8 protein-coding genes are annotated in these 15,390 nt (G+C 37.0%); 6 read left to right on the top strand and 2 right to left on the bottom strand.

Features of this window, described 5'->3' with window-relative positions:
- Nucleotides 1-17: 17 nt before the first annotated feature.
- From D5R40_RS16935 to D5R40_RS35410, 6 genes are all read left to right on the top strand, one after another.
- On the top strand, nucleotides 18-1,220 hold the full coding sequence (locus D5R40_RS16935; protein WP_124154946.1) for an RNA-guided endonuclease InsQ/TnpB family protein: 1,203 nt from the start codon (nucleotides 18-20) through the stop codon (nucleotides 1,218-1,220).
- 56 nt (nucleotides 1,221-1,276) lie between these two features.
- Nucleotides 1,277-3,949 carry an AMP-binding protein gene (locus D5R40_RS16930; protein ID WP_124154945.1) on the top strand — a complete coding sequence of 891 codons (2,673 nt, stop codon included), beginning with the start codon at nucleotides 1,277-1,279 and terminating at the stop codon, nucleotides 3,947-3,949.
- Nucleotides 3,943-5,607: an SDR family NAD(P)-dependent oxidoreductase gene (locus tag D5R40_RS16925; RefSeq protein ID WP_339379667.1), complete on the top strand. Its 1,665-nt coding sequence runs from the start codon at nucleotides 3,943-3,945 to the stop codon at nucleotides 5,605-5,607. Before D5R40_RS16930 ends, D5R40_RS16925 begins: the two co-directional genes overlap by 7 nt.
- A gap of 732 nt (nucleotides 5,608-6,339) precedes the next feature.
- On the top strand, nucleotides 6,340-7,194 hold the full coding sequence (locus D5R40_RS16920; protein WP_124154943.1) for a class I SAM-dependent methyltransferase: 855 nt from the start codon (nucleotides 6,340-6,342) through the stop codon (nucleotides 7,192-7,194).
- Between the two features lie 193 nt (nucleotides 7,195-7,387).
- The gene (locus D5R40_RS39730; RefSeq protein WP_124154942.1) at nucleotides 7,388-13,948 is read left to right on the top strand and encodes a non-ribosomal peptide synthetase; all 6,561 of its coding nucleotides are present in this window, start codon (nucleotides 7,388-7,390) and stop codon (nucleotides 13,946-13,948) included.
- On the top strand, nucleotides 13,941-14,120 hold the full coding sequence (locus D5R40_RS35410) for a hypothetical protein (protein WP_205127661.1): 180 nt from the start codon (nucleotides 13,941-13,943) through the stop codon (nucleotides 14,118-14,120). The genes D5R40_RS39730 and D5R40_RS35410 overlap by 8 nt, the downstream gene beginning before the upstream one ends.
- Nucleotides 14,121-14,124: 4 nt before the next feature.
- On the opposite strand, the gene D5R40_RS35405 is transcribed toward D5R40_RS35410, so the two are convergent.
- A complete protein-coding gene (locus D5R40_RS35405) occupies nucleotides 14,125-14,292 on the bottom strand; it encodes a hypothetical protein (protein WP_161564580.1) in 168 nt (55 codons plus the stop codon).
- Complete coding sequence (locus tag D5R40_RS16905; protein WP_124145530.1) at nucleotides 14,261-15,286, bottom strand: ABC transporter permease; 1,026 nt, start codon at nucleotides 15,284-15,286, stop codon at nucleotides 14,261-14,263. Before D5R40_RS16905 ends, D5R40_RS35405 begins: the two co-directional genes overlap by 32 nt.
- Nucleotides 15,287-15,390 lie beyond the last annotated feature (104 nt).

The raw sequence follows: 15,390 nt of genomic DNA, 5'->3' as shown, positions 1-15,390 counted from the left end.
TAGTTTAGATAGGAATTATGAAAGCTAGATTTAAGTATCGTATCTATCCAACACCGGGACAAAAATACCGATTAGCAAAGCTATTTGGTTGTGTCCGTGTGGTTTGGAATGATAGCCTAGCTTGTTGTCAAGAAAAATATAGATCGGGAGAAAAGAAACCCACAAATTCTCAACTACAAAAACAGTTTATCACTCAATCGAAAAAGACTGAAGACAGAGAATGGTTATCAGAAGTTTCTGCTATACCATTGCAGCAATCTTTAAATGATTTAAACCAAGCTTATCAAAACTTTTTCAAATCAACTAAAGGTCAACAGAAAGGTAGATCTATTAAACCTCCTAAATTTAAAAGTAGAAAGTCAAAGCAAACTGCTAGGTTGACAAAGGGAGGGTTTAAAGTTGGTCAACACAAAGTTTATTTAGCCAAGATAGGAAAGCTAAAAATAGTCTGGTCAAGAGAGTTACCTGCTGCTCCATCATCAGTAACAGTAATCAAAGATTCCGCTCATAGATATTTCTTGAGTTTTGTAGTAGAAATACAACCAGAAGTATTACCTAAAACTGATAATTCAGTAGGTATAGATTTAGGTATTAAAACCTTTGCTACATTTAGTGACGGTACAAAGATTGATGCACCAAAACCACTCAAAAAACGAATTAAGAAGTATCAAAAGTTAAGTAAGTCATTATCTCATAAAACTAAAGGCTCTAAAAGGTATGAAAAAGCCAGGATTAGAGTAGCTAAATTCCATGCTAAACTGAAAGATACAAGAACTGATTTTCTGCATAAATTATCTACTAAAATAATTCGTGAAAACCAAACAGTTGTTTTAGAAGATTTGAATGTTTCTGGCATGGTGAAAAACCGTAAATTATCCAGAGCCATATCAGATTTAGGTTGGAGACAATTTAGGACGCTGTTAGAAGGAAAAGCTGAAAAATACGGTCGTGATTTTAGAGTAATTAGCAAGTGGGAACCAACATCACAAAAGTGTTCATGTTGTGGATTCAAGGGTGGAAAGTTAGACCTTTCAGTAAGGGAGTGGGAATGTCTCAACTGTGGTACAAAACACGACCGTGATGAAAATGCAGCAATAAATATATTGGTCGCGGGCGGGCAGTCCGAGACAAAAAACGGACGCGGAGGCAAGCGTAAGACTAGCGCCAAGCTTGCAGCAGCCTGTGAGGTGTCAACCCGCCGAGGAGCTAGGGCTCGGTAGGAATCCCCGTGCCTTTAGGCCGGGGAGGATGTCAAGCAGCATAAAAACAGAAAATTATGCACGAATCAAACAACACCAAAACAGACAAATGTATCCATCAGTTATTTGAAGAGCAGGTTGATAAAGCCCCAGATGCAGATGCAGATGCATTTAAACAACAACTAGAAATAGTCGGAACCAAACAACGGCAGACATGGATTAAAGGGAAGCGAATAGAACTAGCCAACATAGAAACAGCTCTATTATCAGTCTCCGGAGTAGAACAAGCTTATGTATTAGCTCATCAAACCTTATTAGTAGCTTATGTCGTATTAGCCGGAGTCTGGAACCCGAAACAATTACACTCCCACATCCAACAGCAGTTACCCCCATACATGATCCCAAAAGCTTATGTTCCCCTGTCGAGCTTACCCTTAACTGACAAAGGAAAAGTAGACGAAGTAGCGTTGGCACGTTTTCCAGTAATTGACGATAACGTAGTACAACAATGGGAAACACAACTCAAAGCAGTGCCAGAAATAGAACAAGTAGCAGTGGTAGTGCAACAGAAAACACTAAAGTTGCCACCATTGCATATATCAGACTTGCTGCTATCAGAACAAATCACACTTCCTAATAATGCTGCAACTCCTGTAGCAGAAAAGTCAGTTCCCACAACAGAATTACAAACCCAATCAACATCAGGAAAACCAGCTATCAGTGCAGGAGAAGCAATCAAGTGGTCGCAAAATGCACCAACTACTTTAGCACAAGTATTAGAACGAGCAGCTCAAAATCAGGGGGATACAAATCTGATATATATTCAGTCAGATGGAGAAGCGATCGCTCAAACCTATAGTGAGTTGTGGGTAGAAGCTCAAAGAATATTAGGTGGGTTGAGACAGTTAGGATTGAAACCTCAAGATAAAGTAATCTTTCAGTTAGAATCAAATCAAGATTTTATCAGTGCATTTTGGGGTTGTTTGTTGGGAGGGTTTGTACCTGTACCAGTATCAGTACCCCCTAGTTATGACCAATCTCATAGTAGTCTGACAAAACTGGAAAATACTTGGCAAATGTTAGGACAACCTTTGATACTCACAGATAGGAAATTAGTATCATCTGTGCGTGGGTGGTCGCAACGTCTGAATTTAGGTAGGTCTGTGGTTGAAACTTTGGAACAGTTACGAGGTTTTGCACCAGATACAAATATTTATAAAAGTCAACCACAAGACCTAGCAGTTTTGCTGTTAACTTCTGGCAGCACTGGGATACCTAAAGCAGTAATGCAGGAAAACAGCAAGCTATTGAGTATGTCTGCTGGTACAATTGCCATGAACCAATTTTCTAGTCAGGATGTGACTTTGAATTGGATGCCGATAGATCATGTGGGAGCATTGGTATTTCTGAGTATTATGGCAGTTGACCTAGGATGTCAGCAGATTCATGTACCGACACAATTGATATTGCAAAATCCACTCAAGTGGTTAGATTTAATTGACTGTTATCAAGCTACAATTAGCTGGGCACCAAATTTTGCATTTACTATGATTGGCGATCGCGCAGAAGAGGTTAAACAACGACACTGGAATTTGTCTTCCATGAGATTTTTAGTAAATGCAGGAGAAGCAATAGTTACTAAAACTGCTAGAAACTTTCTCAAACTTTTAAGTTATTATGGTTTATCGACTAAAGCTATTCATCCAGCTTTCGGAATGTGCGAGACTTGTTCGGGAATTACATGGTCTAATAGTTTTTCTCTGGAATCTTCATCTGATGAAGATAAGTTTGTTGAACTTGGTCTACCAATTGCGGGTACTTGTTTGAGAATTGTTGATGCAAATCAACAAGTAGTTGGTGAAGGAGTTGTTGGCTTTTTACAGGTAAAAGGTGCATCAGTCACATCAGGTTACTATCAAAATCCAACAGCAAATAAAGAAGTTTTTACAGTAGATGGTTGGTTTAATACGGGAGATTTAGGGTTTCTCAAGAATGGAAGTTTAACTATTACCGGACGACAAAAAGATGTAATTATTATCAACGGTTTAAACTACTATAGCCATGAAATAGAATCGGTGGTAGAGGAATTACCAGAAATAGAAGCTTCTTACACCGCAGCTTGTGCTGTGCGAGAAGCTAATAGTAATACGGATAAATTAGCGATATTTTTCAATAGTGAAAAAAACGAAGATAGAGAGTTATTATTTTTATTGAAAAATATTAGAGAACAGGTGATAAAACGTATGGGAATTAATCCAGATTATTTAATTCCTCTAGACAAAGACTTAATTCCCAAAACTTCTATTGGTAAGATTCAACGAACTCAACTCAGTCAAAAATTTGCCACAGGAGAATTCAAAGAAATTTTAAAGCGGGTAGATTTAATTACCGAAAATAACAACACAATTCCTGATTGGTTTTATCAAAAAATATGGGGACGAAAACAAGAAAATTATCAACCACAAAAATTAGCAAAAATCGGAGTAATTTTAGTATTTTTAGATGAATTAGGATTAGGTCAACAGTTTTGCCAAAAGTTAGAAAAAAATTCTCACCCTTATGTGGAAATAGAATTAGGAGAAACTTTTCAAAAAGTTAGTAATAATCACTATATAATTGCTCCATATATTCAAGAAAATTATCAAAAATTGTACGAATCTTTAGCAGCAGAAAATATCAAAATTGGAGCAATTATTCACCTGTGGCATTATGATAAATATACTGGAAAAATTACTGAACAGAAATTATAGAAACAGCACAACAAACAGGTATTTACAGTCTCTTATTCCTGCTACAAACTTTCGGTAATCAAAACCAAAATTATCCACTCCGACTGTTGTATGTTGCCAATAATAGTCAGTCTCTAAATCCCCAAGAAGCAATTTCCTATCAAAAAGCAACAGTACCAGGTTTACTAAAAACTATTCCCCAGGAAAACCCCCAGTGGCAATGTCGGCATCTAGACTTACCACAAAACTCATTAGAAGTCAATAGCGATCGCATCCTTCAGGAATTAACTATTGATGCTAAAGATTCAGAAGTTGCTTATCGAGATGGAGAGCGTTGGGTATCAGCTTTGGAGAAAATTGACCTACCTTCAAAACCTAAACAACCGTTACCATTCAAAGCAGGAGGAACTTACCTTATTAGTGGAGGTTTAGGAGGAATTGGTGTTGAAATTGCTAAGTATCTCCTGGAACATTATCAGGCTAAAGTGTTGTTATTAGGGCGAACTTCTTTACCAGATAGTAAAAGTTGGGAAAGTTATTTACAGCAAGGAGGTAAACTAGCAGAGAAAATCAAAGGTTACCAACAATTACAAAAATTAGATGGTGAGGTGATTTACCAAGGGATAGATATTGCAAATCAAAAAGCAGTGCAGGAGGTAGTACAGCAAACCTTGTCTGGATGGAACACTCAACAACTGGATGGGGTGATTCATCTAGCAGGGTTGATGCAAGAGCGTTTGCTGATAGAGGAAACACCAGAAAGTTTAGCTGAGGTGTTACGGCCTAAATTATTAGGAACTTGGGTATTACATCAATTGCCAGAATTGCAACCAAAGAGTTTGTTTATCAACTTTTCCTCTATTAATGGTTTCTTTGGTGGCACAACGGTGGGAGCTTATGCAGCAGCTAATAGTTTCTTGGATGCTTTCTGTTACTATCAACGCGATCGGGGTCAGTTACAGAGCTATTGTTTAGCTTGGAGTATGTGGGATGAAATGGGGATGAGTCGGGGTTATCAGATGAAGCAGTTAACTCAAGCTAAGGGATATTTAGCTGTGGGATTATCTCAAGGTATGTCTTCACTATTAGCTAGTTTATGCTACGACCAACCATACTTAATGGTGGGTTTGGATGGTAGTAATCTTAATATCCGCAGGTTTACTACTGTATCGGATACTCTGCAACAATTAACAGCTTACTTTACTACTAATGGTAAGGGTAAACCCAATGTGAGTGTTGTGGAACGTCAGGTACAGGATGCGGTGGGTAAACCTAGTAGTTATGCTGTAGTGGAGTTGGCAGAAATACCTTTAACTAAGGAAGGGGAAATTGATATAGATTTACTTTCTCAGAGTAATTTGGGTCGCTCTACTCAAGAAAGAGTGAAACCTAGAAATGAGACTGAGCGTCAAATTGCTCAAATTTGGCAGGAAGTGTTAGGGGTGTCCCAGGTAGGAGTTGATGATAATTTCTTTGAGCTGGGAGGTAATTCTCTATTGGCAACTCAGGTTATTTCTCGCTTGCGACAGACTTTTGAGAAGGAACTCAATTTAAAGCTTTTATTTGAGTATCCAACTATTATTGGTATAGCTCAAAACCTGGAAGTGCTGCGTCAAGTTGCTCAAAATCAGAGTATATTAACTTCTGAAACAGAAGAAAAGGAGAGGTTTCTTTTATAGAACCCCTGAGTGGATCTTTTAAAAGGAAGAAGGAAGAAGGAAGAAGGAAGAAGAGGGGAAAATATTACAAAAGGAGAAAAATGATAGATAAAAATATCTGAAATAAATTGAAGTAGCTATATTTTAAAATATTTTATGAAGTAAGGAAGAAGGAAGAAGAGGGAAAAATATTACAAAAGGAGAAAAATGATAGATAAAACTATCTGAAATAAATTGAAGTAGCTATATTTAAAAAAAAATTATGAAGATAGACTTTTTTGTTTGTACCATTCTCTTTTAAAATTGGTATAAGCAATCGCTCATCTTTTAAGCATAAATCTAACAAAACATAAAAGTTTTCAACTAAACTTTTACCGAAAAATTGTGCTTTAAAGCCGACCCTGTTAAGGGGATAATAAAGAAAAATTTTCATGATTAGTCAATCCTATTCTTTTCAAGGAGAGGTAATTATTAATTATTCATTATTCATTATTAATTGTTGAAATCTTTCCATCCAAAAATTATATCATGTTCGGATAATCAGTTATAAATAAAATTTTAGCTCTGAGAGTAGGGAAAAGATATTATACTTCTACTTTTCTCCTGACTCCTTTCTCCAGAAATTCTGACTCCTGACTCCTGACTCCTGACTCCTTGATAATTATTTATAAGTATTCAACCGAACATGATATTACTTCTCTCTATAACCCATTTGTACTTAACATAAACAAAACCTAAAGGTGTGATAAAACCATGTTTGATGAGATAAAAGAAATAAATTCTAAGCCTAAGCCATTTGAATTTTATACAGCCAATGAATTGTGGACGAATGAGCATACAGCTAATGTTATGCTGGAATATCATTTAAGTGAAGATATTGACCTTTCTTCTCGAAACAAGGCTTTTATAGACCGCTCCGCTAAATGGATAACTGAATATTTTAACATAGATGAGAACTGCGCTATTGCTGATTTTGGTTGTAGCCCTGGTTTGTATACAACAAGATTTGCCCAAAAAGGTGCATCAGTAACAGGAATTGATTTTTCAACAAATTCTCTGAACTATGCTCAACAGGTAGCAAAAGAAAATAGTTTGAAAATCAATTATGTCAATACAAATTATTTAGACTTTCAAACATCTGAAAAATTTGATCTAATCACCATGATAATGTGTGATTTTTGTGCACTGAGTCCAGAACAAAGGAAAACACTACTTCAAAAATTTTCATCGCTACTAAAACAGAATGGTTCTCTTTTACTTGATGTCTATTCAATAAAAAGTTTCAACAAAAAACAAGAGTCAGCATTTTATGAACATAATCATCTAAATAATTTTTGGTCGTCAGAAGAATACTATTGTTTTGTAAATTTATTCATATATGAAATGGAAAAAGTAAGTTTAGACAAATACACAATCATTGAAAAAAACAAAAAACGTATTGTTTACAACTGGCTACAGTATTTCAGTAAAGAAACACTAAAAAATGAATTAGAAAGTAATGGCTTTGTTGTTAATGAGTTTTTTGCAAATGTTGCCGGAGATAAATATGAATCTAATTTGCTTGAGTTTGCAATTACTGCCAAAAAATATAACAATACTAAATTTTGACACTCCACTCCCAAAATCAAACATAAACAGGACTTACGCAAAGGCAATATATATAGTGTGATGGTGCGTTACGCTAGCGCTAACACACCCTACCAATAGCGTCTATGCCTAAGTCCTAATAAAATCAATTATCATATAAAAATTATTAATTATTTTTCCCTATTCCCTATTCCCTTTTTTCTGGAGATATCTTATGAAAATAGTTGAGTTTATATCTTATTTACAAAATCTAGGTATCAAACTTTGGATAGAACAAGAGCAACTAGGATGTGATGCTCCAAAGGGAGTAATGACACCAGAGTTGAAACAGAATTTAATAGATCGTAAAACAGAAATTATAGAGTTTTTGCGTCAGGGGTATAAAACTCAAGAACAGTTTATTAAACCAGTTTCTAGAGATGGCAAATTACCTTTATCCTTTGCTCAGGAAAGGTTATGGTTTTTGAACCAGCTATTTCCTAATAATCCCACTTATAATTTACCAATTGTTCTGACTATAGACGGTTCTTTAAATATTGTCGCCTTGGAGCAAAGTCTGAACGCAATTATCGAACGCCATGAAACTTTGCGGACTACCTTTTCTGATATCGATGGAAAACCTGTACAGATAGTTGCTCCAGTAACTGACGTGAAACTGCCAGTGGTAGACTTACAAAATAACTACTCGCCCCAGGAACAATCAGAAAAAGTTCAACAGCTAATCAGACAGGAAGCAATGACACTGTTTGACCTAGCTAAGGGACCAGTGTTACGAGTTACTTTGTTGCGACTTGACCCAGAACGTTATATGCTGCTGATAACAATGCACCATATTATTTGCGATCTCTGGTCTTTAGGGATTTTAGTTAAAGAGCTATCTAGTTTCTATGCAGCTTTTTCTCAGGGAAAATTTTCTAATTTACCAGAACTACCTATCCAGTATGCAGACTTTGCTTATTGGCAACGAGAATGGTTTGCTGGAGGGGTGCTGGAAAAACAATTGAATTACTGGAAAAAACAACTGACTGGAGTTTCCCCTGTTCTGAAACTTCCTACAGACTACCCCCATCCTGCTAAACCTACATTTAAGGGTGGGAGCAAGTCTTTTCAAATAAATCTAGATTTGACTAGAAAACTAAGACAGTTAAGCAAAGAGTCAGAAAGTACATTATTTATGACTCTGTTATCTACATTTTTTGTTTTATTATCTCGTTACAGCGGTCAATTAGATTTAGTAGTAGGTTCTCCTATTGCCAATCGCAATCGAGGGGAAACTGAATCATTGATTGGTATGTTTGTCAATACCCTTGTGTTACGAGCTGACTTGTCAGATAATCCCACTTTCCAAGAATTATTAAATCAAGTCAGAGAAACTACCTTAGAAGCTTACGCTCATCAGGATTTCCCATTTGAGAAGTTAGTAGAGCAGCTCAAGATAGAGAGAAATTTAAGTCATAACCCTTTAGTACAGGTAGCGATCGCTCTCCAGAATACTAAAATGGAATCTTGGAATTTACCCGGTTTAAGGGTAAGTCAAATGTTGGATTCTGATTTCACCAGATTTGATTTGGAAGTTCAGTTGATGGAAGTTTCATCAGGTTTGGAAGTATCTTGTAACTACAGCACAGATATTTTTGAGTCAGACACAATAGACCGGATGATCAAGCATTTCCAGGTTTTGTTAGAAGCAGTGGTGACTCATCCAGAACAAAGGGTATTGCAATTGCCAATAATGACACAACCAGAGCTAAACCAAATACTGGTGGAATGGAACGATACCAAAAGAGATTATCCAAAAGACAAATGTATCCATCAGTTATTTGAAGAGCAAGTAGAGAAAACACCAGATGCAGTGGCAGTAATATTTGAGGAGCAGCAACTTACCTACTTCGAGTTAAATTGTCAAGCTAATCAATTAGCACATTACCTACAAAGTTTGGGTGTCAAACCAGAAGTATTAGTGGGTATTTGTGTAGAGCGTTCAGTAGAAATGGTAATTGGTTTGTTAGGTATCCTCAAAGCAGGTGGAGCTTATGTACCATTAGACCCCAGTTATCCAGCAGCACGTTTGAGTTATATCTTGGAAGATGCGGCAGTACCAATATTAGTGACAACTAAATCGGTTTTATCAGATTTGCCACAACATTCAGCTCAAGTAGTTTGTTTGGATAGTGATTTAGAAACACTCCGTTCATCTCAAGAAAATACAGTTAACGAAGTCAGAAGTCAGAAGTCAGAAGTCAGAAGTTGTTTTGGTAACGGGGATTTGAGCAGCTCTCCAAAAACGTTTCACCGATCAATGCGGGGTTTTAGACCTAATTATTTTGATAATCCTGCTATTGGAGTAACTCCTGAAAATTTGGCTTATGTAATTTATACTTCAGGTTCAACAGGACAACCAAAGGGAGTATTAATTTCCCATCAAAATGTCACCCGCTTATTCCGCACAACTGAATCAATTTACAATTTCAATGCTCACGACTGCTCGACATTATTCCATTCCTACGCTTTTGATTTCTCTGTGTGGGAACTGTGGAGCGCTCTGCTGTATGGTGGTCGCCTTGTAATTGTGCCGTACTGGGTTAGTCGTTCTCCCAGAGAATTTTACGATCTGTTAGTCCAACATCAGGTTACTGTCCTGAGTCAAACTCCATCTGCATTCGCTCAACTAATTCAAGTTGATCGAGACTATAGTGTTGATGCTCTCAAACTACGATATATCATCTTCGGGGGGGAAGCTCTACAGATAAAAACTCTTGCCCCATGGTTTGAGCGTCATGGCGATCGATTCCCTCAGTTAATCAATATGTATGGTATTACCGAGACAACAGTCCATGTCACATACCAAATATTGACCAGAGAGAACATAGAACAAGTTAGTAGTCCAATTGGAAAAGCTTTAAGCGATCTGAAAATTTATATCCTCGATCGCTATTTACAACCAGTACCCATAGGAGTAGCAGGAGAACTACATATCAGTGGTGCAGGTTTAGCACGAGGATATCTAAACAAACCAGAATTAACAGCAGAAAGATTCATACCTAACCCTTTTGAAAACAACTCAAAACTTTATAAGACGGGAGACTTAGGTAGATATTTACCCGATGGAAATATAGAATATATTGGTCGCATCGACAACCAGGTAAAAGTGCGAGGATACCGTATTGAAACGGGAGAAATAGAATCGAATCTCACTCAACATCCTAGTGTTAAACAAATAGTGGTATTAGCAAGAGAAGATAACTCTGGTAATAAAAGTCTAGTCGCTTATCTCGTGCTAGAAAGTGAAACTCCAGAACTATCGCAGACAGAATCAATAGGAAAATTGAAACATTATCTGAAACAACGGTTGCCCGAGTATATGATACCAAGTTGGTTTGTAGTCTTGCCACAACTGCCACTGACTCCCAATGGCAAAGTAGATCGTAAGGCATTACCTGTACCAAATGTAGCCAGTAGTGTGTCAACGGAGTATGTCGCTCCCCAGACAGAGACACAGAAAGTATTAGCAGAGATTTGGAAAGCAGTTTTGGGAATAGAAAAGGTAGGAATACATGATCACTTCTTTGATTTGGGTGGTCATTCTTTGATGGCAACTCAGGTTGTGTCTCGGGTGCGACAAACCTTTAATATAGAGTTACCCCTCACAAAGTTATTTGAAAATTCCGAACTGGTGAGTCTGTCTCAGGAAATAGAGGTATATTTAGCTCAAAGTCAACGTATAGAAACAGTAGCCATTCAACCAAGAGATAAAAATGAAAACCCCCCACCCTTATCATACCCACAACAAAGGCTATGGTTTATTGAAAAAATGGATTTGAGTAGCAACGCTTACAATCAGCCATTAACTCTACATCTAGTAGGTAAAGTAGATTATGTCGCTCTACAAAAAAGTATCAACCAAATTATTGCTCGCCATGAAACCCTGAGAACTACTTTCAGTGAAATCAATGGTACACCAGTACAAATAATCAAACCCCCTTTTGAACTACAACTACCCATACAAGACTTAAGTGGGTTAACACCATCTGAGCAAACTGCCAAACTCCAACAGCTACTTCAACAAGAAAATGAACAAACATTCAATCTAGAAATAAACCCTCCTATACGCGCTCAGTTGATCAAACTAGAAACAATAGAACACATACTGCAAATCACATTACATCATATAGCTAGCGACGGTTGGTCACTGACCGTATTATTCAAAGAACTCTCAGCCATTTACACTGCAACACTAGAAGACCAACCATCCCCATTACCACAACTACCAATACAATATGCTGACTTTGCAGTGTGGCAGCGGAACTACTTACAAGGTGAAACTCTTGAAACCCAACTCAACTATTGGAAGCAAAAGCTGCAAGACTTACCTCAACTACAACTACCCACAGACCATCCCCGACCCCCAGTTCAAACCTTTAATGGGGGAGGTATACCGATAAACATATCAGCAGCAGTAACATCAAAAGTTAAACAACTCAGCCAAAAACAGGGAACTACCCTATTTATGACTTTGCTCGCAGTATTCAAAGTATTACTGTTTCGTTACAGTGGTCAAGAAAGCATAGTAGTAGGGACAGCGATCGCCAACCGCAACCGTACAGAAATAGAAGGGTTGATAGGTTTCTTTGTCAACTCCCTAGTCATGTACACAGACCTGGGAGAGAACCCTAGTTTCACAGAAGTATTAAACCGAGTTAAACAAACAGCTTTAGAAGCTTATACTCACCAAGATATACCCTTTGAGAAGCTAGTAGAAGAGTTGCAACCAGAAAGGTCTCTCTCCAAAAATCCCTTGTTCCAAGTAATGTTTGCGGTGCAGCAGGAGGAAATCTTCAAATCATCCTTCAATTTACCTAACTTAGAGCTAAGTTGGTATGAAGGAACTGGAGCTGAAATGACAGTGCGGATGGACTTGGAATTACATCTGTGGCTAGCAGGAGATGAAATCAAAGGATTTTGTGCATATAACCGAGATTTGTTTGAAGTTGAAACTATTAGCAGGATGCTGTCAGATTACCAAAACCTACTATCAGCAGCAGTAGAGACTCCAGAACAACCTATTAGTCAGTTGCCATTAATGACAGAATCAGAACGAGACGAAATACTGGTAGAGCGGAACAACAAGACAAAAGATGACTCCGCAGATAAATTTATCCATCAGTTATTTGAAGAACAAGCCAAGAAAACATCAGATGTATTTGCAGTAGTACCGGATAGTATCAGTGTCTCCAGAGAGTATGTTGCTCCTCAGACGCAGACACAGAAAATATTAGCAGAGATTTGGCAAGAAGTTTTGGGAATAGAAAAGGTGGGAATATATGATAATTTCTTTGATTTGGGGGGTCATTCTCTAACCGCAGTCAAATTAGTTTCTCAGATATGCAGAAATTTCAACATTAGTCTCTCAGTCAAAACTTTATTCTTACACCCAATAATTGCTGAGTTAAGTAATATCATCACAGAATTACTAAACAATAAAAGTGTCTCTCAACAGCAAAGTTCTCAATCAATTAAAAATGACGTTCAGGAAACATTAAAGGATAAATTTGTACAAACTAAAAATTCCGAGTATGTACAATTTGAATCTCGCTCTTTGTTATCTTTATTTGCCGTAGGTAAAATTCCTCCTGTCGATGCTGTAGCTTTAGGCTATTTAGGAGAATATGATGCAGAAATATTTGATTTTAGTCGAGATTATATTATTGAAAATATCTTTGAAAATCTTCCTTTTTGGGTAATGGTCAAACAGACTAATTGGGGTAGAATTGCAATAATAATTTTGCCTCAATTTATTTCTGATTTATATAGCAATCAAGATGATACAGTACAAGTAACTATTGAAGCATTAGAAATGGCTAGAATAATTGGCGCTAAATTTGTTTCTTTGACTGGCTTAATTCCTTCTGCGACTGATTATGGTTTGGCAATTAACAAGGCAATTGCTAATCGTCAGGATTTGCCAAAAATCACGACTGGACATAGAACAACTGGTGCTGCTGTTGTACTTACTATTAAGAAGATATGCGAGGAAGGTGGTCGATATTTAAGTACAGAAAAAGTAGGATTTCTTGGCTTAGGTTCTGTAGGAATGAATGTGCTGCCTTTAATGTTGAAATGCTTACCCCATCCTCAAGAAATTACTCTTTGTGATGTTTATAGTAAGTGGGAACTTCTCGAGAATATTCAACAAGATTTAGTACAGAAATTTGGTTTTAAAGGTCAGATAAATTTGGCATTATCAAAAACAACAGTTCCAGAAGAAATTTACGAGTCTAGTTTAATTGTGGGAGCTACAAATGTTCCAGATGTATTAGATATTATGCAGGTTAAACCTGGTACACTAATTGTTGATGATTCTGGTCCTCATTGTTTTTCCGTAGAGGAAACTATTCAGCGTTTTCAAGAACGGGAAGATATTTTGTTTAGTGAGGGTGGAATGTTGCGATCGCCATTTCCGATCAAAACAACAGTCTATTTACCACCCTCTTTAGAAAAGATAATGAATAATGCTCAAAAAGCAGCAGTTTTTAATTCAAATCCTTTTAATATCATGGGTTGTGTTTTTTCTAGTTTACTCTCATCTCAGTTTGAGCAACTGGAACCTACTGTAGGAATTTGCGATGGAGAACAGTCTCAATTACATTACCAAATTTTGCAAGAATTAGAATTTGAAGCAGGGGATCTACATTGTGAACATTATGTACTTCCAGCAAAATCAATAGCCAATTTTAGACAGCGTTTTGGGTTTGCTTATGGAAAGTCTTATGGGTGAGGGTAGGAGACAGGAGACAGGAGACAGGAGAAATGGGAATCAGCGAGGAGGTAGGAGTAAAAATTGTCAATTTGGGATTTTTCTGCACTTTGGAGGAGGGAAAGCAGAAGGCAGAAAGCAGAAGGTAGAAGGGAAAGAAAAGTTCAAAGGGAGTTATATCATGTCCGGATAATTAGTTATAAAAAAACTTTCTCCTTCAACTCTAGTTCTTCCTCTTCCTTCTTCTTTCTTCCCTCCTGACTCCTGACTCCTGACTCCTGACTCCTAATAAATAGCTTAGTTATTTGTAGCAAACATTTATCGCGCTTGGTATTAGTACCTAATTCTCGGATCGATATAAGCATTTAAAATATCAATAAAAATACTAACTACCACAACAATTCCGGCAAAAAATACAACAATTCCCTGTACTGTAGGATAATCTCGCGAACTAATTGCTTCATATAATCTATTCGCTAAACCAGGCCAAGAAAAAGTTACTTCGGTTAATATTGCTCCTCCTAATAAAGCAGCAAAAGTCAATCCTAAAATTGTAATTACTGGAATCATGGCATTTTTGAAAGCATGAGCAAATAGTATTCTTAATTCAGGAACGCCTCTTGCTCTAGCAGCTTCTACATAATCAGATTTTAATGTTCGTTTGAGATTAATTCTGACTATTCTTTCAAAAATACCACTGAGCAAAATTCCTAACGTTAAACTCGGCAAAGCTAAATAATATATAGAGGTGAAAAAATGACTTATATTACCACTAAAAATACTATCAACTGTGTATAAACCTGTAATACTTGGAGGTGGATTTTCAGTAATAGGAAAACGAGTACCTAAAGGAAACCATTTTAACTGTACTGCAAAAATTAATTGTAAAATCATGCCAGCCCAGAAAGGTGGAACTGCATAAGTAATAATTCCAAATAAACGCCCACCAATATCTAACTTGGTATCAGGGTGAGAAGCTGCAATAGAACCAACAGTAATACCAACAATTAGAGCGATCGCCATACTAAATACTGCTAATTCTACAGTGGCAGGAAAATAATTTTGAATAATTTGCCACACTGACTCCCCGCGAGTGGTCATTGATGTACCAAGGTCAAAACTGAGTAATTTTCCTAGATAATTAAGATACTGTTCCAGTAGTGAGCCATCTAAACCAAGTTCTACTCTTAGAGCTTCTTTTGTTGCTGTTGATACTTTTGGTCCAAGAATAGCATCTACAGGGTCTCCCGGTGTTGCTCTTAATAACAAGAAAACTAATGTACTAATAGTCCATAACATAAGTGGGGCTAATAGCAAACGTATTAATATATAAGAATATAGGGCTTTAGAGCGAGACATTATTTCAAGTTAAAGAAGGAAGAAGGAAGAAGGAAGAAGGAAGAAGTAATATCATGTCCGGTAGCATCGGTCTTGTATAGCAAAGGTAAGGAAGAAGGAAGAAG

The sequence above is a fragment of the Okeania hirsuta genome (assembly GCF_003838195.1).
Classification (GTDB): domain Bacteria; phylum Cyanobacteriota; class Cyanobacteriia; order Cyanobacteriales; family Microcoleaceae; genus Okeania; species Okeania hirsuta.
The sequence above is the reverse complement of the archived record's forward strand: the minus strand, read 5'-3'. Positions and strand labels throughout refer to the sequence as shown.